Source organism: Psychrobacter sp. Pi2-52 (genome assembly GCF_904846705.1).
Lineage (GTDB): Bacteria > Pseudomonadota > Gammaproteobacteria > Pseudomonadales > Moraxellaceae > Psychrobacter.
On the sequence record NZ_CAJHBS010000010.1, the window covers coordinates 1 to 20,207 of the forward strand.

The following is a 20,207-nucleotide window of genomic DNA, read 5'->3' on the forward strand; positions in this document are numbered from 1 at the left end:
GTAAAGGTAGCGTTACTATAGAAGCTGGCGGTGAAGCTAGGATAGATGATGATATTTACGTTGGCTCTGCAGCTGGTAGCGAAGGTAATTTGACCGTAACTGGTGTGGGCTCAAAGCTGGTTAGTGGCGATGATTTATATATTGGAAGAAGCGGTAAAGGTAGCGTTACTATAGAAGCTGGCGGCATCATGAGAGTGAATGGTATTAGAATCAGTAACGAAAGCTCGACTATCGTTACAGGTACTGATTCAAAAATCGTAGCTCAAAATATTCTTGTTAACGACAACAGTAACTTGAAAGCTACTAATGGTGGAGAGCTCAAGACTGATCGAAACATATCTGTCTTCAATAGTAATTTGACAGCTACTAATGGTAGCAGGGTCAATACTGGTCAAGACATGTCTGTCTTCAATAGTAATTTGACAGCTACTAATGGTGGAGAGCTCAAGACTGATCGAAACATGTCTGTCTTCAATAGCGATTTGACAGTTACTAATGGTAGCAGGGTCAATACTGGTCAAGACATGTCTGTCTTCAATAGCGATTTGACAGTTACTAATGGTAGCAGGGTCAATACTGGTCAAGACATGCTTCTATTCAATAGCGATTTGACAGTTACTAATGGTAGCAGGGTCAATACTGGTCAAGACATGCTTCTATTCAATAGCGATTTGACAGTTACTAATGGTAGCAGGGTCAATACTGGTCAAGACATGCTTCTATTCAATAGTGATTTGACAGTTGATAATGGTGGGGTGGTCAAGACTGATCGAAACATGTCTCTCTTCAATAGTGAGTTGACAGTCGCTAATGGTAGCAGGGTCAACACCGACCAGAATATATTTGTTTCCAGTAGTACATTAACAGTCAGTAGTGGTGCGCAAATCAATACCAACAATATTGCAAAGATAGGCTCTGCTCGGTCAGCTCCAGTAATAGTAAACTTTGACAATGGTACCTTAAGATTAACAGGAAATTCACCATCTCTTTTTAACAACTTCACAGCTCGTGATTCAGTTAATTTAAGTGATAACGGTGGGACCATCGATACCAATGGTAATGATGCTATTTTATTCAATAATGCAGTGATTAATGGGGCTGGTAGCTTCACCAAAGCGGGTGCAGGTACCCTGACTATGAATACGGGTATCAACAAAGCGTGGACTGGCACGACCAATATCAACCAAGGTGTCCTACAATTAAATGGTGACTACACTATGGCAGAAGGTGAAGTCCTTGGCATTGGACTTAACAGCCTTGATAACTATGGTCAGCTTGTCGTGAATGGTAGTGCTGATATCACAGAGGGTCAACTCAATGTCAATGCCTCAGAGGCTGTACAGAGACTAAACGGTGCGACTGTTTGGAATGATATCGTAAGAACAAGCAATCTTATTGGTAATTTCGAAAGCGTTACTGATAACAGTCAGTTAGTTGGTTTTGTAGCAGACTATAGCACTCCTAATGCTGTCAACCTAGTAATGGTGCGCCAAAATAAATTCGTTGATACTATTCAGAGTCAAGCCAATCGTACAGGACTCAGTCTTGCTGGTGTTCTAGATCGGAGCATTGACAATAGACTGGCCAACAACAATGATGAGTTTGCTGATACGCTTATCAGTAGTACTATAGGTTTCAACCAACCTCAGATTGCTGCTGCTGTCAATGAGCTACAACCCTTACTGATGGGTGCTAGCAATCGTATAGTTACGGATGCCAATATCGTTATCAGTAATGCTATTACTGAGCATAGCTTGAGCTCTTCTAAGCGTGGACTTTGGGCACAGGCGCTTGGTAGCAATATTGATCAAGATGAAGAAGATGGTGTTACAGGTTATGATGCTGATAGCTATGGTGGCATCGTTGGTATTGACGCTCCGATTAACAGTAATTTAAGTCTTGGTATGGCTGTTTCTTATAACGACAGTGATGTTCATAGCGATAGCCAAAACCTGAACCATAAAATGAGCGCAAAAAGTTGGCAAGTCCTAGGTTATGGGAATTATGACGTGAGTGATGCTACTCAGGTCAACTTCCATGCTGGGGCGGGTAGAAGCAATATCGAAGGTGAGCGTCAATTGAGCATTCTAACAGATGCCGTTGCTCAGTCTGATTATGATATGGATACTCTCCAAGCAGGATTTGGCATTGGTCATCGAATTGGAACGCAAGATCGTAACATTACTCCATTTGCACAAGTTAATTATGCCCAAGCAAAAAGTGACAGCTATCGTGAAACAGGTGCTGGGGTCTACAACTTCGAAGTTGATGAAAACACCTATGAATCTATGCGTTGGACAGCAGGTATAAAACTGTCGCAAGCACTAACCCCGAAAGTCGCATTGACAGGTCAATTGGCTGCCGCTATTGAGAATGGTGATCAGCGCTCCGATATTACCGCAAGCTTTATTGGTATGCCAGACGATAAGTTTACTACTGTTGGACAAGAAGTCAGTCAAGAGATAGGCATTGCCGGTATTGGTATTAGCTATATGCCAACCGCTAATATGACCCTCTCAGCAGGCTATCGTGGTGAGTGGCGAGATAACTACGATGATCAAGGTGGAAACGTTGCATTGCAGATAACATTTTAGTTCTTGATGTAACTATCTAAAGTCTGAATAAACAAGAAAGCCTGATCTCAAAGTAATTGGAATCAGGCTTTCTTTTTCTTGATTTCATTTTGGAATGAAGATATCGGTTCAAAGTGAGATACTACTTAAATTTCTATTTATAATCTCGCTTATAAAATCTTGAAAAAAACCGATAGCGGCGAAGGGCGCGTGGCTTTGGTTTTAAAGAGCCTAAGTAAATAGCAAACATCGTTAATAGTGCGCCACTCCACTGCAAAGTGTTAATCGGCTTGTCCAGCCAACTATAATCAATGACAAGGGCTGCAATAGGTTCAGTCAACAATAGCAGCCCAGTCAGTGCCAGAGATAGCTTAGGAATAGAGTAGGCAATCAATCCCCATGCCAGACACTGCATCACCGTACCATAGATAAGTACCCAGCCAATCTCAGACCATGTATTGGGTAGGATATTACCTGTGTCAAATACAAACATCGGTATAATCATGGCTAAGACGCCGCCGATACTGATCAGCTGCATTAGCATAAATATAGGCGTCGGTTCAGCGTCGTGCGTTTTGCGGATAAATGTCATTGATGCAGCTAACATGGCACCAGATACAATCCCAGTGACAAAGCCCCAAGTCGCAGCGGTATTGTGTGCGAATTCAGGGCTACCTATCATCGCCACGCCTATCATGGCTAAAAACAAACTAATAAGCTGCACGATAGACTGACGCTCATTGAAATACATAAACCCAATCGCGGCCAAGAAAAATATTTGCAGACTATTAAGCAGCGTCGAAATACCAGGCCCAACCGCATAAATACTCTCATGCCAAAGCGCCAAATCTAATCCCAAAAACGCCCCTGATAATAATGCATAAAAAATAGCGCGTCTTGATTTGGGCATACGTTGGCCCATTATCTTAGCCAATACCGCAAATACAATACCAGAAACAGCCAATCGCCAAAACGACATGGCCCAACCACCAATATCGACGTGAGCGACAATTAAGCTGCCCAATCCAAAAATGATACAACCAATGACTAAGCCAATAGGTGCAGATCGCGTTGAAGCAATAGCCATAATTTGTCCTTATAACAGTATTTGAATAACAGCATTCTTATTATCATTGCATCGTGTCAGAACTTATGTTGACATAGAGCCATATTGTCGTGGTTTTAAGTGCAAAATGAAATGGCAAAACCATAATTTATTATGCTGAATGCAGATGCTATCGCTGTAAGGAAAATTATTGGGCACGTTAGACGCAAATAAATGACCAAAGTATCTGATATAGTTACGTTTTTCACAATAGGCTTATGATAATTGGGTAATAGTATTTATATCAAAATATTTGTATCAGGGCGACGATTCGTAGGAGTATGAAAGCGAATAATGTATGCAAGTGATATTTCTGTACGGAGAATATGTGTGTAGCACTTTAAGCGACATTAACGCTGCAACACATGTATAGTAGATTGACGATATAATGTACTTAACGTCTGATTTGTTATACCAAACAATCTATATTATTTGTCTAGGTTTATTTATGCTTCAACGATTGCTATCAAAAAAACAGCCACATACACTGTCTGGTTTGCTACCAAAAATATCGCAATACAGTGTCTGGTTTGCTACCAAAAATATCGCAATACAGTGTCGTCGTGACGATGCTATCTAGCGCATTGTTTTTAATGCCTAGCGCACATGCGGCTAGTTGTAAAATCCCAAAAAGTTATTACAAAAACGTCTCCTGCACGGCCAGTAGTAATTATTTTTTGGCGATTAAAGACTTTGGTGCGCCGGTGGCGTTAATCGATAAAAAAGGCAATCGAGTCGTGGATTTGTCACGTTATCAAAAAGTCGATGCCGATAAGCTATCGGGCGGTCTGTTGCCTGTACTGCGCAACAGTCGCGTTGGTTATCTTAATATGCAGGGCCGCGAAGTCGTGCCTGCCATGTACGATATATTGACAGAGAGTCAAGGTTGGGCGCGCCCTGTATCGGATGGGCGCATCGTGGTAAAAAAAGAGGGTAACTATGGTGTGATTAACACAGCTAATAGTACTGTTGTCTCGTTTTCTGCAGTGATTGATGATATCGACAATTATCGTAATGGGGTGGCGCGTGTACGCAAAGGCCATGCAACCAGTTGGGTGGATAAAAACGGTAATGCAGCGAATGATCCGAATGCCCAGAATGACACTCAGGCAGTGAATAAATCCACTTCCTCTAACGAAAAATCTAGCGCAGCATCACAGTCTGTACCAGCGCGTTTTACGACGCTTCAATCGCGTCAGCAAGATGGTAAATGGGGTTTCGTCGATGACAATAATGTCACCATGATTACGTACTCATTTGATGAAGTGCGTCCGTTTTCTGAGGAATATGCTGGCGTGCGTATTGGTGAAGAGTGGGGCTTTGTCAATTTAGGCGGTGAGCTGGTGATTCCTTTTCGCTTTGCTAATAATGGTGTGAACGCTAACGATAGCTATCAGGGTAAACCATCCTTTGTATTTACAGGTGGTAAGGCGTGGATTGGTAACCTAAAGAACGGAAATAAAATGTGTATAGATAAGGAAGGTGCTGGTGTTGCTTGTGATTGATGCAATTACTAGGGCGTGTCTTCATTTTAAAAATGATGATAAAAATGAGATAAATCGCAGTCAAACAAGGAAAATAGCGCAGATAATATCGAGATATTAGTCAGCTATTTGACAACATTTGGCAAGATTTAGCCATTTTTACCCCATTTAGATAACTATCGATTGAATTGAGGACACGCCCTAGGATTAAATAGGCAATAAAAAAGAGTGTAAAACCTATGATTTTTCGATAGGTTTTACACTCTTTTTTTTGAAATTGATGTTTTTAAAGCTATTTGCTCGATAAATGATTGCTGATTAAGTCAACCATATAAGGCTGATAATACTCTGGTATATCGTGTGCCATGCCCTCGATGAGATGGAACGTAGCATTAGGGATAGTCTTGGCAACGACTCGGCCCTGTGAGGCAGGCAGGAGTCCATCAGCGCTACCATGTAATACAATCGTTGGTGCTTTAACTTGCTTACTAAATCGGCTGATAGAGCCTGATGCCAAGATAGCATTGAGCTGCTGTACTGTACCAAGCGGGTGAAAATTGCGCTGATAGCGAATCTTAGCGATTTCACGGACCATACGCACATTCACATGACCTGGTGTACCAACGGTCTTCATAAACCAAACACTATGACGCACGATATCACGCTCAGAGTGGCTCTCTGGACGATTGATAAGGGTGTATAGCTGTTTGGGCTTTGGCGGCTTCAAAAACGCACGATTGGTCGTGGTGAACATAAGCGCCATTCGCTGTACTAAGCTTGGATAACGTGCCGCCACGATTTGTGCAATCATACCGCCCATTGAAGCCCCAAGCAGATGTGTCTTACCAAGCTTGAGTGCTTTAATCAAACGCGCGGTGTCTTCAGCCATGTCCGTCAAGTTATAAGCAACCTGCGTGCTTTTATTAGACAGGCCTGTCTGTAGACGTACCATCATTTTAAGCTGGCTAATACGCGGCAAGCCTTCTATCTGCACTTTAGAAGACAAGCCGATATCACGATTATCAAAACGAATCACAAAAAAACCAGCATCGATAAAGCGCTTAATAAAATTGTCTGGCCAAAATATCATTTGTGATCCTAGCCCCATGATCATCAGCAGCGGCGGATTATTGGGATTACCGCCAGCTTCGACACACAACTCAATACCATCACCGATGTCAATCATTGCTTGACGAAGGTGCTTACTCAAGTCAGAGTCGCGCCATTGATGCTCCCCAAACTTGCGCCACTCAGGAGTAGGGTAGTTATTCAGATGATCTTCTAGATTGTTATCTAGCGTTTCAGGCAATTTGGCACTATTGATGTCATTTGATTTTGTCATGAAGTGTCCTAATTAGAGGGTCATCTACTACAGCTCAAGCATCTCAAAATCAAGCTTGCCGACACCGCACTCAGGGCAAGTCCAGTCATCAGGGATGTCTTCCCACTTAGTACCAGGTGCGATACCTTCTTCTGGGCAGCCAAGCGCCTCATCATATATCCAGCCGCAGACAATACATTCATAACGTTTCATAAATAGTCCTATCGATCATTACCAGTATTACAGTTACAGCGTGCTATAAACGCTCATTTTTAATCTTACAGCTATTATATTAGACTGCAAAAACGCACGTAGTTTAGCATATAACCGCAATTTTCATAGTTAAGTTTACACTTGTATATTGAGATGACTTTTCTTTTATCAAGTTAATTACATACGTTACCTTATTAGCGCTTAATAACGAGACTGGACGCCCGCCCGCCATACAAAAACCAATTATGCTATAATAATCGCCGCTAAATTCACAGTAATGCTTAGCATTTATCGCTGATATATTATCCAGTTGTTGTCTTATCTAAACTAACTAAACCATCTAAATACATAAGCTAAGGGTCATCATGAGTACCAATGCCGCCGCCACATCCGCCACCAATAATGAGACGTCTCATGTGCTCAATACTGACCATCCGTTCTGGCAAATTATTCGCACAGTACCAGACTTTCCAAAAGCTGGCATTGATTTTTATGACATTACCCCGTTACTGCGCAGTCATATTGACGCTGTTATCGATGCGCTGCTTGCCGCTTTGCCAGAAGGGCTTATGGACGAGGTAGATTGTCTGGGTGCAGTAGAAGCGCGTGGCTTTGTATTTGCCAGTATGCTAGCAGGCCGTCTGGGCAAAGGCATGATCTTGCTACGTAAACCAGGTAAGCTGCCGCCACCAGTTGCCAACAAAGCCTATGCACTGGAATATGGTAAAGACACGCTTGAGATGCAAAACAATCTACCGCCTGAGCGCGTACTATTGGTCGATGACATCTTGGCGACTGGTGGTACGTTGACCACCGCTTACGAGCTGTGCCAATCGGCTGACCATACTGTGGTCGGTGCGTTAGTGTTACTGGACTTGGTCGACTTGCATGGCGAGTTCCCAGTACCTGTTTATACGGTACTAAAAGCTTAAAATGAATTGCTATGTTTTTGACTACTAGACACGTTGGATAGTCGATAGATAGTCGGTGAACTACTAAATCGCTACGGCGTTACCCTCCTTAGATATATTATTTGTACAATCTGCAGTCGGCTGCCTTGTACCCATTTTAGAGTTCTCTGACTATAGCTAAACGATTCTCCAAATAAAAAGCGCCCTGATACTATGTCAGGGCGCTTTTTCGATACTGTATTGATGTTTTTTAGTATTGTGTTAAGTAGGCTGTATTTATTGCTCTTCGTCTTGTTCGTAGTCCTTACAAGACTGCTCTATCACCGTACGACCAACTGTCTTTGGTGTGGTGACTTTAAAGTCTTTTGTAGTCAATATTGGTTTTTCTGACTGCCATGACTTGGTTACTTTGCCTTCAGCATCGTAGTTAACAAAGGCTCGTCTATAGTAACTGGCATCTTTGCATGAAATGAGTAGTTGCTGCTCACTATGGTCAATATTGCTTTTTTCTTCCTTTGAATCATCTTTATCGGCATCTTTGTCTTTAGGATAAGTTCTAAGGATAGATACTGTGATATTTTCGACGTCTTTTTCATCTATGATACTGATGTCAGAGCTTTCAATAGAATCCAAATCTATACTAAAAATTGATCCAGAGCCGCTCTCGGACACCTCTACCCAGTTGACTGCCTGGGCGCTGATCGCTAAAGCACTGCCTGCCAATAATATTGATAGCCGTTTCATATAAGCCTTGCTTCTTGTCATTTGAAGTAGGTAATGATAGCCAACTTACTATTAGTAGGCAAATATCTTTTGTGCCAGCTCAGTATCCGTCGTGCTCTGTCGTGTGGCTATTATTGTCCGCGAATGTCTGCTAATGTCTTGGCCAGCTCGTCACGCGCCCCGATAAAGCCATCAATACCCTTAGGTAACAAGTCCTGTGTAACCTTGTCTTGCTGATACGCAGCACTAAACTCTTCATGCGTTAAGCTTACCTGAGTCATCGCCTTCATATCCATCGACATACTCGGAGACAGTTGGCGAGTTACCTCGGTATCCATGGCTGCCAACTCATCAATGAGGTTGGGAGCTATAGTCAGTAAGTCACAACCTGCCAATGCCAAAATTTGCTCGGTAGAGCGGAAACTAGCGCCCATTACTTGTGTCTGGTAACCGTGCTGTTTGTAATACTGATAAATGAGTTTGACTGACTGTACGCCCATGTCATCAGAAGCCGGTACGTTTTGACGGCTTTGTTGGCGTTTTTGCCAATCTAGAATGCGGCCAACGAAAGGTGATATCAGGGTCACGCCAGCATCTGCACAGGCAATCGCTTGGTGTTGTCCAAACAGTAGGGTCAGGTTGCAGTGGATATTTTGAGTCTCAAGATAGCGCGCCGCCTCGATGCCTTGCCAAGTTGCCGCCATTTTGATCAATACTCGCTCTGAATCGACGCCCGCTTTTTGGTAAGCATCCATAAAGGCCAGTGCCTTATCTATCGTCGCTTGAGTATCATAAGATAAGCGAGCGTCCACTTCGGTAGAGACTCGGCCTTCGATCAGCTCTAAAATATCGCAGCCAACCTGAATGGTCAGCGCATCGATCACGGCATCCACGTCACCATTATGACGACTCATGGTCTCTGACAGCATACCTTGGTTATCAGGATGAATCAGAGCCTTGGTAATAAGGCTTGGGTTGGTGGTTGCATCGATAGGTTTTAAACGGGCAATAGCGGCAAGGTCACCAGTATCAGCAACAATCGTGGTCATAGTACGTAGCTGTTGTAATGCGCTCATCAGGTATCCTTTTTCTTATTAATCACATGATGCTCCTCTTATATATAACAGGGTAGGGAGCTGAACTGGAACTGTAACACAGTTTTGGGCAAGTGTTGCCTCATAGTTATGCTATGCGTCGCTGTTATCTGGCTCAGCTGTGCTAATATTAATCACATTTGGTATATTTATACGCATTTACGCATGGGCACTGACCTTAGTTTTTGCTATAGTAGAGCCGGCTATGTATCAAGCTGCTGTATTTGGCAGTAAATATAGCATTAACGCCAAATGGCACTAGTAATATAGGGTGTTTTTGATAGACTGTTTTGAGGTTGATTTTGAATATAGTTTTTATCATTAGTTTTAGCCTTTAACTAAAAACAGAAAACAGTCAGATTTGGCAATAGAGCTACCTAAGTTATAGCAATGTAATAGCAGAATTTAAATAATAGTAATATCTAACAGCGATAAAATCTAAAAAGGATGGGCGGTAATGAGCGAGCAGTCACCAGAGCAAACAATGGATAATCTAAATCAAACCACTACAGGCGCTAGCGATACCGCAACTGAAAAAGAGTTTTTAGACAATATTCGCCAAAATATTGACGCAGTAGACTGTGAGATCCAAACGTTAATCAACAACCGTGCAAAGTTGGCTCAGCAAGTAGCCATGGTAAAGAAAAATCATACTGCTGCTGATGACAATAGCAATCCTATCTTTTACCGCCCTGAGCGTGAAGCACAGGTGCTAAAAGCTGTCATGGAGCGTAATGCAGGTCCCATCGCTGATGAGAAAATGGCGCGTTTGTTCCGTGAAATCATGTCAGTATGCTTGGATTTAGAAGCGCCGCAGCGTATTGCCTTCTTGGGACCTGTCGGTACCTTCACGCATGCCGCTGCGCTCAAGCACTTTGGTAAAGCCGCTGATACCGTACCGATGACAACCATTACTGATGTGTTCCGCGAAGTCGAAGCGGGTACAGCGATGTATGGCGTGGTTCCTGTCGAGAACTCTTCAGAAGGCGTAGTCAACCATACTCTAGATGGCTTCTTATCTTCTACTTTGAAAATCATTGGTGAAGTTGAACTACCAATTCACCAAAACTTCTTGGTTGCTGAGCATACTAAAATTGATGGCTTGAGCCGTATTTATTCGCATCAGCAGTCGCTTGCTCAATGCCGTCATTGGCTAGATGTAAACTTTCCTAATGTCGAACGCGTTGCTGTATCAAGCAACGGTGAAGCTGCTCGTCGTCTTAAAAACGAATGGCATTCAGCTGCGATTGCAGGTGACGTTGCTGTTGCAGAGTATGGCTTGCATAAGCTCTACTCAAATATCGAAGACAATCCAAGCAACACCACACGCTTCCTTATTATTGGTCATGAGGCGATTGCGCCATCTGGTCAAGACAAAACTTCTATCGTCGTCTCCGCTCACGACAAAGCAGGCGCACTGATCGAAATCTTGAAACCTTTGTCATATCATGGCGTATCGATGACTAGCATTGAGACACGTCCTGAGCGTCCTAACAAGTGGGCATACGTATTCTTTATCGATATGAATGGTCATGTTAATGATCCAAACGTTAGCGCTGCCATCAATGATATTCGTCCATTAGTCAAAGATTTGCGCATATTGGGCTCATATCCAAAAGCTGTCCTATAGACGATCACCTATAGATAATTACAGGCTTACTCACTGGTATTCATACATAATAGATGGGTCTTAGCTTTTGCAGATAGCATTAAAAAAAGCATTTACAGACACCATCTAAGGATAAATCATGCAGACTACTCAATTGACCGCGTCAGATCTATCGCCGTTAACGCCAGCTTACGACAGTATTTTGGCATTGGCACCTTATCAAACTGGTAAGCCAATTGAGGAGCTGACACGTGAGTATGGTGTTTCAGACGTGGTCAAGCTGGCTAGCAATGAGAATCCAATGGGATGCTCACCACGAGTGACGCTAGCAGTAACTGAGCAGCTAGGGCAGTTGTCACGTTATCCTGATGGCAATGGTTACTATCTAAAGCAAGCGTTGGCTGACTTTAACGATGTCAATGCCAATCAAATTACTTTAGGTAATGGCTCTGATGATTTGCTCGATATTTTAGCACGTAGCTTTGTGGGTGCTGATGATACCATCGTCTATAGCCAGTATGCTTTTGTGGTATATCCTATGCTAGCGAAGATGCAAGGTGCCACAGGCATTGAAGTGCCTGCTCAGCGCTTCGGCCATAATCTAAAAGCCATGAGCCAAGCGGTTCAAGACAATCCGAATACCAAAATCGTCTTTATTGCCAATCCGAACAATCCAACGGGTACGCAGCTAGAGCAAAAAGAGCTGTATCAGTTCGTTGCCAGTGTGCCAAGCTCAGTCTTGGTGGTACTAGATGAAGCTTATATCGAGTATAGTCCTGAGAGTAACAACCGCACACTATTGGATGAGTTCGATAATGTCATTATTGTACGCACTTTTTCTAAAGCTTACGGGCTGGCAGGTTTACGCGTCGGTTATGCTCTAAGCTCGGTGGCAGTGGCAGATTTACTAAACCGAATTCGTCAGCCATTTAACGTCAGCCGTGTCGGTTTAGCTGCCGCTGCTGCTGCACTTGCCGATCAAGACTTTATCGAAAAAACTCGTCTGATAAATGATGAGCAAATGCGCTGGTTAGAAAAGCAATTTGATGCGCTAGGGTTGGGTTTTGTGAAGTCGCATGCCAATTTTATTATGGTTGAAGTGCAGGTTGAGATGGAAGATATAACCGCTGCTTCGATTCATCAGGCGCTACTTGAACAAGGCGTTATCGTCCGTCCTCTGGATGCTTATGGACTACCTAACTGGCTACGTATCACGGTAGGTGTGGCTGAAGATAATCTGCGTTTGATTGATACTCTGCGTTCTATTTTGACTGAAGACTAAGCGCATCCATAAGTGCTTTGTAATTTAAAAATTGTTCTTAATTAGCCATTAAAATTTATAACACTAAGACTGGCCCTATTTATGTCTTAGTGTGTCCAACGAGAAAAGCCGTGAGTAGTCAGAAAAATAATAAACTTCAATCGTCTCTAAATACTACGCTACCTATATTTAAACAAGTTTGTGTGATTGGACTTGGGCTGATTGGTGCCAGTTTTGCGCAAGCTATTAAAGATAATGGCTTAAGCGAGCGTCTGGTAGCAGTCGATAGACATGCACCAAGTATTACAGAAGCTATTGAGCATGGTCTGCTAGATGCAGGTAGTGCAAACTTACAGGATATCATCGCTGGTAGTGATTTAATTATTATTGCAGTGCCAGTACAGGCAGTTCAAGCAGTGTTTGTTGATATCAAACAGGCAATGGATAATGGACAGCTTGCCAGTGATTGCATCATGACGGATGTCTGTAGTACTAAAGTCAATATCATTGATGCGGCTAAAGCAGTGTTCGGTTCGCTGCCGATAGGATTAGTGCCAGCGCACCCAATTGCTGGGGCTGAAAATTCAGGGTATCATGCGCGCCGCGCCAGTTTATTCGTCAATCATAACGTCATTATTTGCGAGCTGCCGACAACCAGTGTAACCGCTATTGCAAAGTTGCGACTATTATGGGAATCAGTAGGCGCAAATGTTATGTCAATGGATGCTGAGCACCATGATCGCATATTAGCGCACACCAGCCACTTGCCCCATTTGCTTGCCTTTAATTTGGTTGAGCAATTGGCAAGCCATGATGATAATTTAGATATGTTTCGTTATGCCGCTGGTGGGTTCCGCGATTTTACCCGTATCGCTGCCAGTGATCCTAAAATGTGGCATGATATATTTTCTGCCAACCAAAGCGCGATTGTTAGCGCCCTTGATGAGTATGGTGTCTATTTACAGACGATGCGCCAGCTTATCATTGACCAAGATTCAACCGCCCTGATGGGACTTTTGGGCCGCGCGCAAGCCGCACGGCGACATTTCGGCCATATGTTAGCCAGCACCCCTTATACGGATACTTCTGCTATGTCAGCTTCTTATAATATTACCCCTAGCAATACTGTTTCTGGCACCATCGCGATTCCTGGTGACAAATCTATCTCGCATCGCAGCATTATGCTCGGCAGTCTTGCCACAGGCGTGACAAATGTTACTGGGTTTTTGGAAGGGGAAGATGCGCTAGCGACGCTGCAAGCATTCCGTGATATGGGTGTGACTATCGAAGGCCCTGATAATGGCAATTTGACCATTCATGGTGTCGGTATGAATGGTTTAAAACCTAGCAAAACCCCACTGTATATGGGTAACTCTGGCACCAGTATGCGTCTGCTATCTGGTATCTTGGCGGCGCAATCGTTTGATAGCGTGTTGACAGGTGATACTAGCTTGAATAAACGCCCAATGGAGCGCGTGGCGGCACCGCTACGGTCTATGGGAGCTGTGATTCAGAGTACTGGTCATAGTGGTACGGCACCGCTGAGTATCACTGGTCGTGATACGGTTGGCAAGCCATTACAGGGCACTGAATATGATATGCCAGTTGCTTCAGCTCAGGTAAAGTCTTGCTTGTTACTAGCAGGTCTATGGGCCGAGGGTACGACAACGGTCACACAGCCTGAGATCAGCCGTGACCATACGGAGCGTATGCTATCGGCCTTTGGTTATCCGGTGACCGTAGAAGGCAATCGCATTAGTGTCACTGGCGGCGGCACACTAACAGGCGGCGATATCGCGGTTCCTGCCGATATTTCATCTGCAGCGTTTTTTATGGTGGCAGCGGCCATTAGTCAAAACAGTGAGCTGACCTTGACCCAAGTAGGTATCAACCCTACGCGTACTGGCATTATTGATATTCTAAAATTAATGAATGTAGATATTAGCCTAGGCAATGAGACACATGTGGGCGGCGAGCCAGTTGCTGATATTACAATTCGCAGCTCAAACCTAGTCGGTATTGAGATACCAGAACATCTCGTACCACTGGCGATTGATGAATTTCCTGTGCTATTTATTGCGGCTAGCTGTGCACAAGGTCGTACAGTATTGACTGGTGCTAAAGAGCTGCGTGTCAAAGAATCAGATCGTATCGCTGTGATGGCAGAAGGGCTACATACACTTGGTATTGATTGTACTGTGACCGATGATGGTCTGATTATTGAAGGTAAAGGCGTGGCTACTGACAACGGCGACATAAATAATAGCCAACCTGTCTTTGGTGGCGGTAATATTGTCTCGCATCATGATCACCGTATTGCAATGAGCTTCTCTGTTGCCAGTCTGCGTGCATCCCAGCAAATTACCATTGAAGGGGTTGAAACGGTTAATACCAGCTTCCCTGGATTTGCTGAACTTGCCAACCAAATCGGTATGTCTATCCAAGTGGATACTGGGGCTGAGTAAGTCGCTAAGCTACTATTAACTCTTGAAAATTTAATCTAACATCGTTAGCAATGTACTCATGTCACTATTGGCATGAGTACATTGCTTTTTACCTTATAATCTCACTGTAGTAACCCTGCGCTTTCACTATTCAATTGACAATAATAATTAGAATTAGGTGAGAGCGCGCTTTGCTCTAAAAAGTTGTCCTATATTATGACTACCCAAAATGTCATCAAAAAACCCGTTGCCCCAATCACCACAACCAGACGCGGCATTATTACTGCGCTTATCGCGTTCTTTATTTGGGGTGGATTTCCGTTATACTTCAAACAGCTATCTGATTATGATGCAACGGAGATCATTGGTCACCGTATCGTTTGGACGTTTTGTTGCCTATTGATTGTATTAGTGGCTACCAAACGCTGGGGGTGGATAGAAACACTCAAGCAAAACCCAAGATGGATTGCACTATCTCTATTGTCCAGTGTGATTATCGCAACCAACTGGCTGACTTATGTATGGGCGGTCAATCAAGACCGTATCCTTGAGGCCAGTTTGGGCTATTTTATTGGGCCATTGGTTGGCGTTGCACTATCCATGATTTTATTCAAAGAGCGTTTGCGTCCTTTGCAATGGGTAGCCATTGGCTTTGCATTACTGTCTGTGGTCATTCAAGTGGTGATGCTTGGTAGTCTGCCGTGGATATCGTTGATTTTGGCATTTAGCTTTAGTACTTACGGGACTATTCAACGACAAACGCCATTGACTGCTGTCGATGCTATGTTTGTCGAGACCGCAATGCTAGTACCGTTATGTCTGTGGTGGTTTTGGCAATCTGATGTAGCAAGTCATCAACTGAGCTTTTGGTTTAGCTCAAACATTTGGCTACTTATGATCGCAGGTCCAATTACGCTAATACCACTTTTATTATTCAACAAATCTACCAAGCTCGTGGCATACAGTATTCTGAGCTTTATGAACTATCTGACGCCGACATTCATTTTCTTTTTGGCGGTGTTCTATTATAAAGAACCGTTCGATTTACATCGTTTAGCAGTATTTGGTTTGATTTGGTTAGGTCTGCTATTATTCAGCATTGACCTGTGGCGCCATCGTCCAAGTAAAGTGTTAAAAGCGGCGCGCCTACGTGAAGAAGCGTTAAAATCAGTTAAGTAAATATTAAAAACACGAAAAAAATTAGCAAACAAGGATGACAGGATGTTTCATACTCAGTCTGACGTGGTATTTATAAAAGGTCTAAAAGTCGATGCAGTAATCGGTGTTTATGACTGGGAGCGTGCTATCACTCAGCCGTTGCTCATTGATATCGCACTTGAGACTGATATTAGCGCTGCTGCTGTGTCAGATGATGTCAGCGATGCCCTGAGTTATAAAGAAGTCTGCGATGATGTGAGCGAATGGTGCAAAGAGATTCAAGCAAAGCTGCTTGAGCATTTGGCTGGTCAAATCTCTGATAAGATATTTGCAAAATATGACTGTCAAAAAATAACGTTGAGCATTGCTAAGCCTACCGCTATTGCCCAAGCGGATACGGTAGGGGTGCAAATAACGCGCTATGCGCCAGCATCAACCAACGAGCCAGCTACTAAAGAAGCTGCCAAAGAAGTTAACGTCAGCCAAGCTGATGATGCATAAAACGTCAGTGGATTTGAATGTGGGAACGTTCACACAATGCGCACCTGAAACTGTGCAAGTGCAGCCCGTGGTAGAGGTAATGTTAGCGCTAGGTAGTAACTATCAAGCCGACAAATATCTACCGCTTGCTCGGCAGCGCTTGGCAGCGCTAGGTGAGGTGCGATTGTCTACGGCTTTTCAAAATCCTGATTTTACTGCAACCTTGGAACAGCCAAAGCCTGACTATACCAATCAATGTGTCCATCTAGCACTGACCACGCCTGTGAGCCTACAACAACTACAGAAAACCTTCAAAACGCTAGAAGGGGACTGTAATAGATGTCGACAGACTAAGCCGAATCAAGTGCGACGAGTGACGATGGATATTGATATTTTGATGATTAAATTGGCTATTATAGAAAATAGCCTAAGCAAATATTCGACATTTAAATCGATATCTGATTGGATTGTCATGGCCGATCGTTATCCGTTTAAAGCCCATGAAGAAGCGGGGGTCAGGGAATTAATTTTAACCAAGCTCTAATTTGGCTAGTAAGTGGCCGTATCTTAATCACAATTATATCTTTTCATCTAAAACTATCGCTATTCAGCATTCACTCTGCCTCATCCCATTATTTTCCTAGACAAAAATCTAATAAAAACTATGCGATTATATAGGCAATTGTTAGTATAAATGATGATGTAATCCTCAAGAAACTACTACCTATGCAAAAACCAATGAACTTTTCGAAGAAAAAGATATTTACGAGTTTATTAGTAATAATAAACTCTACTTTATCTGCCTGTGATAAGTCGTTCTCTGAATATACAAAAACATTCATTTAAGACAACAACAAAGAGCATTGGTCTACTATGTTTAGTTATAGCTAATTTCAAACCAATTTTGGTTATTGATGAAACCTAAAAATTATAAGAAGAGAAGGATGAAAAGTTATAGCAAAAAAATCCGCGGCATCTATCTCGGACATCAAAAACTTATCATCATAACTTTATTATTCGGATACTTTATTTTTGAGGTCTGGGGTGTGCGTTATATTGCTGAAAGAAAAGCAGAAAAACCAAGTAATATCAAGGAAGGGTGTTTGTATCTACGAAGCAGTTATACCGACACAAGTAAAATGAAGATATTAAGATTGACCATAGATGGTCATAAAGTTAAGAGTCATAGAATGCTTTCAGGAAATATGCCTTATGGATATAAGTGGAATGGTCAACAGAGGGACGAGTTTTATCAATATCTTGAATACAATAAAGGGAAGTGCCACCCCATTCAGTATGTCGATATAAATTTATTAATTACTAGAAAGATTTTTATTTACGATTATTTGGGCGATTTTAAGCCTACTACTAATACTAAAAAGGACTAAATACATGTCGTAGACGGTTAAAAATGAAATAATTGATAGCTTTAGTAAAGTAGGCAGTGCGGAAAGGTTGCTAAATAATTTGTTCTAATTTTAACAATATGACAAATTAAAGCTCATAAGAAGCGGTGAGGTCAGGGTATATTTATTTAGTAAAAATTGTTAAATATCTGGTATAGAGCAGGCACAGAGATATATAGTCTAATCCAGATAAAACCGATACAACCCTATTAACAATTGCATTTAATGAAATAAACGATGACTTATTCAATAGACTATCGCAAACAGGTACTTTCTAGCATCACTGATGGTATGACCATACGAGAAGCTGCGCTATTTTATGGACTTAGCACCAGCACCATTCACAGCTGGCAGAAGAAATTAGCGCCTAAAACAACCAGAAATAAAGCACCGACTAAAATACCTGATGACGCATTGATTGAAGACGTAAAAAGATACCCAGATGATTATAACTATGAAAGAGCTCGTCGCTTGAACTGTAGTAAAACGGGCATCTTTAATGCTTTAAAGCGTCTTGGTATCAGTCAAAAAAAAGACCTTGGAACATCCAAAAGCGTGTCCGATAAAAAGAGCGGTATTCCAGAGTAGGCTTGATCGCTTTACTCAGCAAGGCTATCCCATTGTCTATATCGATGAAAGCGGCTTTGAGGCTGAAACCATTCGTTCTCATGGCTATGCACCGATTGGTAAACCCTGTATCGATAGCTACAACTGGCAAGCTTCGAGACGTACGAATGTCATCGGAGCTCTCTATGAAAAAATGCTATTTGCGCTTGATTACTTTGAACACAATATTAACAGCAGCATATTCTACCACTGGTGCAAATACACGCTAATCCCAAGTCTTAAAACTAAATGCGTGATTGTCATGGATAATGCTCGATTTCATAAGAGTAAGCGTATTCAAAAGCTACTTAATAGACATGGTCATCGTATTTTATGGCTGCCGCCGTACAGCCCTGATCTAGACCCTATCGAGAAAAAATGGGCACAGGCTAAGTTTCTACGCCAAGGATGGATGGAGAATAATCTACCTAAACTGTTTCATGATATGGGCTGTATCGATTTTATAAAGACTTAACTATAGTACAATCTAATTTTGATTACATCGTTGTTGTATACATTGAGTAATATTGGATATACAGGACGGACAAAGGTCTTCTAAGTTATCAATTCATCAGAGAAATTCTTAGCTTGTGCAGCTTACTCTAAGATGAAAGTCAACGATTCGAAAGATTGGAATTTGCTAGGAAGTCAAGCAGGTCAATCTACCATGTATGCGGATATGGTAGATTTTATCTAAGACCGCCTTGAATTTATTGTGTCTTTTCTACAATTCGTATAAGCATTGTTATCAGTTTATACGGTAATAGTAATGCCTACCTTTAATGACTGCCTTAGCGATTTTTCTCATCATTGATATCATCTACATCAGCACGACCAATCACATCTAAATCTTCTAGACACAGTTTGTCATACTCTTTTTTGCAAAAATTAGGATCAATATCGCACATCGCTGACTGTAGTTGATCGAGGCGATTCTCTGACTGTTGGATGTGTTCAAGCATTTTAGCAAAAGCTTCTGCAACAGGGTCTTGTGAATAAGGGTCGATACCATAAGCACGGAAGGTATTGGTGCGTTTGGCAGTAGGGGTAGTATCTTTAGTTTGATCGTTGCTCTCACCAGCTTGCGCAACTTTTTCTTGTTGCTTGGCATCTTGTACTTTTGTCGCGATTGGATTACCTTTTTCATCGTGATGATCTGAGATCATACGCGCGGCACTGCCGACCATCGTAGCACCTGCTGGTACAGGTTTGACTACCACTGCATTTGAGCCAATTTTGGCATTTTTACCGACCGTAAATGGTCCCAAAACTTTTGCACCAGCACCAACGGTCACACCATCTTCTAATGTTGGGTGACGCTTGCCATTATTCCAAGACACACCGCCTAGAGTAACACCATGGTATAGCGTCACATCGTTGCCGATCTCAGCAGTCTCACCGATGACGACGCCGACACCATGATCGATAAAAAAGCGTCTACCAATCTTAGCAGCAGGGTGAATTTCGATACCTGTCATGATGCGCGAGCCGTAAGAGATCACGCGAGCGGCTAGTTTCTGTTCATTGTTCCAAAGACAGTGTGCACCGCGATGCAAAACAAGCGCATGTATGCCCGGATAAGTTAGGATCACTTCCAGACTATTACGCGCCGCAGGATCTCGGGTGAATACTGCATCAATATCTTCTTTCAAATCGTTTTTGATAGTAACAAGTGATTTGAATAATTTGGATGGCAATGACATAAAGCGTCCTATCTATTCGTCGGTAGAGTATCGTCGCGAAAACAGCGATGCCTCTAATCTGTGGTCATAAAGTTCGGATAATCAGGAATATATATTTTCGCTAAGCTTCTGCAAGT

General features: G+C 42.6%; 18 protein-coding genes. 12 read left to right on the forward strand and 6 right to left on the reverse strand.

Translation table 11 applies throughout. The features are described from left to right. The coding region (locus JMY00_RS07030; protein WP_201579619.1) for a DUF6749 family protein at positions 1-2,594 on the forward strand (2,594 nt) is incomplete at its 5' end. 133 nt (positions 2,595-2,727) lie between these two features. On the opposite strand, the gene JMY00_RS07035 is transcribed toward JMY00_RS07030, so the two are convergent. After that, a complete protein-coding gene (locus JMY00_RS07035; RefSeq protein WP_201579620.1) occupies positions 2,728-3,660 on the reverse strand; it encodes a DMT family transporter in 933 nt (310 codons plus the stop codon). 539 nt (positions 3,661-4,199) lie between these two features. On the opposite strand from JMY00_RS07035, the gene JMY00_RS07040 reads away from it, so the two are divergent. Continuing rightward, a complete protein-coding gene (locus tag JMY00_RS07040; protein ID WP_240990682.1) occupies positions 4,200-5,183 on the forward strand; it encodes a WG repeat-containing protein in 984 nt (327 codons plus the stop codon). A 271-nt stretch (positions 5,184-5,454) separates the two neighbouring features. On the opposite strand, the gene JMY00_RS07045 is transcribed toward JMY00_RS07040, so the two are convergent. After that, the gene (locus JMY00_RS07045; RefSeq protein WP_102092481.1) at positions 5,455-6,504 is read right to left on the reverse strand and encodes an alpha/beta hydrolase; all 1,050 of its coding nucleotides are present in this window, start codon (positions 6,502-6,504) and stop codon (positions 5,455-5,457) included. Between the two features lie 27 nt (positions 6,505-6,531). After that, on the reverse strand, positions 6,532-6,696 hold the full coding sequence (locus JMY00_RS07050) for a rubredoxin (RefSeq protein WP_057759803.1): 165 nt from the start codon (positions 6,694-6,696) through the stop codon (positions 6,532-6,534). Between the two features lie 365 nt (positions 6,697-7,061). On the opposite strand from JMY00_RS07050, the gene JMY00_RS07055 reads away from it, so the two are divergent. Then, entirely contained in the window at positions 7,062-7,628 is a 567-nt protein-coding gene (locus JMY00_RS07055) for an adenine phosphoribosyltransferase (RefSeq protein WP_057759806.1), read from the forward strand. Between the two features lie 255 nt (positions 7,629-7,883). On the opposite strand, the gene JMY00_RS07060 is transcribed toward JMY00_RS07055, so the two are convergent. Beyond that, positions 7,884-8,351 (reverse strand): hypothetical protein, encoded by a 468-nt coding sequence (locus JMY00_RS07060; RefSeq protein WP_201579621.1) that lies wholly within the window; start codon positions 8,349-8,351, stop codon positions 7,884-7,886. Positions 8,352-8,461: 110 nt separating this feature from the next. After that, positions 8,462-9,406, reverse strand: a complete 945-nt coding sequence (locus tag JMY00_RS07065; RefSeq protein ID WP_201579622.1) for a transaldolase — start codon at positions 9,404-9,406, stop codon at positions 8,462-8,464. Between the two features lie 475 nt (positions 9,407-9,881). Here JMY00_RS07065 and pheA point away from each other — a divergent pair, with 475 nt between their 5' ends. From pheA to JMY00_RS13615, 9 genes are all read left to right on the forward strand, one after another. Beyond that, the gene (gene pheA / locus JMY00_RS07070) at positions 9,882-11,054 is read left to right on the forward strand and encodes a prephenate dehydratase (RefSeq protein ID WP_102092477.1); all 1,173 of its coding nucleotides are present in this window, start codon (positions 9,882-9,884) and stop codon (positions 11,052-11,054) included. 118 nt (positions 11,055-11,172) lie between these two features. Next, positions 11,173-12,315 (forward strand): histidinol-phosphate transaminase, encoded by a 1,143-nt coding sequence (hisC, locus tag JMY00_RS07075; RefSeq protein ID WP_201579623.1) that lies wholly within the window; start codon positions 11,173-11,175, stop codon positions 12,313-12,315. Between the two features lie 110 nt (positions 12,316-12,425). Then, the gene (locus tag JMY00_RS07080) at positions 12,426-14,759 is read left to right on the forward strand and encodes a bifunctional prephenate dehydrogenase/3-phosphoshikimate 1-carboxyvinyltransferase (RefSeq protein WP_201579624.1); all 2,334 of its coding nucleotides are present in this window, start codon (positions 12,426-12,428) and stop codon (positions 14,757-14,759) included. A 195-nt stretch (positions 14,760-14,954) separates the two neighbouring features. Further along, on the forward strand, positions 14,955-15,917 hold the full coding sequence (gene rarD / locus JMY00_RS07085; protein ID WP_201579625.1) for an EamA family transporter RarD: 963 nt from the start codon (positions 14,955-14,957) through the stop codon (positions 15,915-15,917). Positions 15,918-15,959: 42 nt separating this feature from the next. Next, the gene (gene folB / locus JMY00_RS07090) at positions 15,960-16,397 is read left to right on the forward strand and encodes a dihydroneopterin aldolase (RefSeq protein ID WP_201579626.1); all 438 of its coding nucleotides are present in this window, start codon (positions 15,960-15,962) and stop codon (positions 16,395-16,397) included. Beyond that, the gene (locus JMY00_RS07095; RefSeq protein WP_240990683.1) at positions 16,318-16,920 is read left to right on the forward strand and encodes a 2-amino-4-hydroxy-6-hydroxymethyldihydropteridine diphosphokinase; all 603 of its coding nucleotides are present in this window, start codon (positions 16,318-16,320) and stop codon (positions 16,918-16,920) included. Before folB ends, JMY00_RS07095 begins: the two co-directional genes overlap by 80 nt. Before the next feature lie 400 nt (positions 16,921-17,320). Next, complete coding sequence (locus JMY00_RS07100; RefSeq protein WP_201579627.1) at positions 17,321-17,764, forward strand: hypothetical protein; 444 nt, start codon at positions 17,321-17,323, stop codon at positions 17,762-17,764. A gap of 255 nt (positions 17,765-18,019) precedes the next feature. After that, a complete protein-coding gene (locus JMY00_RS13610; RefSeq protein WP_240990684.1) occupies positions 18,020-18,370 on the forward strand; it encodes an IS630 transposase-related protein in 351 nt (116 codons plus the stop codon). After that, on the forward strand, positions 18,321-18,863 hold the full coding sequence (locus JMY00_RS13615; RefSeq protein WP_240990685.1) for an IS630 family transposase: 543 nt from the start codon (positions 18,321-18,323) through the stop codon (positions 18,861-18,863). The genes JMY00_RS13610 and JMY00_RS13615 overlap by 50 nt, the downstream gene beginning before the upstream one ends. A 316-nt stretch (positions 18,864-19,179) precedes the next feature. Here the strand turns inward: JMY00_RS13615 and cysE are convergent, their stop codons facing one another. Continuing rightward, complete coding sequence (gene cysE, locus JMY00_RS07110) at positions 19,180-20,091, reverse strand: serine O-acetyltransferase (RefSeq protein WP_201579628.1); 912 nt, start codon at positions 20,089-20,091, stop codon at positions 19,180-19,182. Between the last annotated feature and the right edge of the window lie 116 nt (positions 20,092-20,207).

What these genes read in the sequence shown, in the direction of transcription:
- JMY00_RS07060 (WP_201579621.1), bottom strand. Translation starts at nt 8,351, where the DNA reads ATGAAACGGCTATCAATATTATTGGCAGGCAGTGCTTTAGCGATCAGC.
- JMY00_RS07100 (WP_201579627.1), top strand. Translation starts at nt 17,321, where the DNA reads ATGAAAAGTTATAGCAAAAAAATCCGCGGCATCTATCTCGGACATCAA.
- JMY00_RS07045 (WP_102092481.1), bottom strand. Translation starts at nt 6,504, where the DNA reads ATGACAAAATCAAATGACATCAATAGTGCCAAATTGCCTGAAACGCTA.
- folB (WP_201579626.1), top strand. Translation starts at nt 15,960, where the DNA reads ATGTTTCATACTCAGTCTGACGTGGTATTTATAAAAGGTCTAAAAGTC.
- JMY00_RS07050 (WP_057759803.1), bottom strand. Translation starts at nt 6,696, where the DNA reads ATGAAACGTTATGAATGTATTGTCTGCGGCTGGATATATGATGAGGCG.
- JMY00_RS13610 (WP_240990684.1), top strand. Translation starts at nt 18,020, where the DNA reads ATGACTTATTCAATAGACTATCGCAAACAGGTACTTTCTAGCATCACT.
- JMY00_RS07065 (WP_201579622.1), bottom strand. Translation starts at nt 9,406, where the DNA reads ATGAGCGCATTACAACAGCTACGTACTATGACCACGATTGTTGCTGAT.
- JMY00_RS07055 (WP_057759806.1), top strand. Translation starts at nt 7,062, where the DNA reads ATGAGTACCAATGCCGCCGCCACATCCGCCACCAATAATGAGACGTCT.
- rarD (WP_201579625.1), top strand. Translation starts at nt 14,955, where the DNA reads ATGACTACCCAAAATGTCATCAAAAAACCCGTTGCCCCAATCACCACA.
- hisC (WP_201579623.1), top strand. Translation starts at nt 11,173, where the DNA reads ATGCAGACTACTCAATTGACCGCGTCAGATCTATCGCCGTTAACGCCA.
- pheA (WP_102092477.1), top strand. Translation starts at nt 9,882, where the DNA reads ATGAGCGAGCAGTCACCAGAGCAAACAATGGATAATCTAAATCAAACC.
- cysE (WP_201579628.1), bottom strand. Translation starts at nt 20,091, where the DNA reads ATGTCATTGCCATCCAAATTATTCAAATCACTTGTTACTATCAAAAAC.
- JMY00_RS07095 (WP_240990683.1), top strand. Translation starts at nt 16,318, where the DNA reads ATGCGCCAGCATCAACCAACGAGCCAGCTACTAAAGAAGCTGCCAAAG.
- JMY00_RS07035 (WP_201579620.1), bottom strand. Translation starts at nt 3,660, where the DNA reads ATGGCTATTGCTTCAACGCGATCTGCACCTATTGGCTTAGTCATTGGT.